Genomic DNA, 797 nt, shown 5'->3' with positions numbered 1-797 from the left:
CATACTGCCACATCACCTGGGCGACGCTCTGTAATTTTATAAGGAACTTTCTTACCCGAAACTTTTTCAAACGCTTCAACCATCTCTAGTACACTATAGCCCATACCTGTTCCCAGGTTATAAGCATCTACTCCCGTTGTACTCAGTACTTTCTCAAGCGCCTTTACGTGACCATTTGCTAAGTCCACAACATGGATGTAATCACGGACTCCTGTTCCATCTTTCGTTGGATAGTCATTTCCGAATACGCTTAATTCTTTTAACTTACCTACCGCTACTTGCGTTACATATGGCATTAAGTTATTTGGGATTCCATTTGGATCTTCTCCGATACGCCCACTTTCGTGTGCACCAAATGGATTGAAATAGCGAAGTAATGCGATACTCCATTCTGCATCTGCAAATGCTACATCACGCATAATTTGCTCAATCATTAATTTCGTTTGACCATATGGATTTGTTGCACTTAATGGAAACTCCTCCGTAATCGGTGACGTTTCCGGGATACCATATACAGTTGCAGATGAACTAAAGATTATCTTCTTTACATTATGTTTCTGCATTACTTCACATAGCACTAACGTGCTTGTAATGTTGTTATGATAATATGTTAATGGAATCGCTACTGACTCCCCTACAGCTTTAAATCCTGCAAAGTGAATAACTGCTTCAATTGCATTTTCTTCAAAAATTGCGTCAATCGCTTCGCGATTTAAAACATCTTCTTTATAAAACTTAAATTGTTTTCCTGTTATTTCTTTCACTCGATTTATAGATTCTACCGAGCTATTCGAAAG

1 protein-coding gene is annotated in these 797 nt (G+C 38.5%); it reads right to left on the bottom strand.

All coding sequences use genetic code 11. The annotated features are described in order from the left end of the window. Positions 1–797 (bottom strand): UDP-glucose 4-epimerase GalE (gene galE / locus ACTFSL_RS31080; RefSeq protein WP_440042969.1); only part of this gene is annotated, 797 nt, incomplete at both ends.

Source organism: Bacillus cereus group sp. MYBK108-1, assembly GCF_051917185.1.
Taxonomy (GTDB): domain Bacteria; phylum Bacillota; class Bacilli; order Bacillales; family Bacillaceae_G; genus Bacillus_A; species Bacillus_A cereus.
Note: the sequence above shows the minus strand (reverse complement) of the source record. Positions and strands in the feature narration are given on the sequence as shown.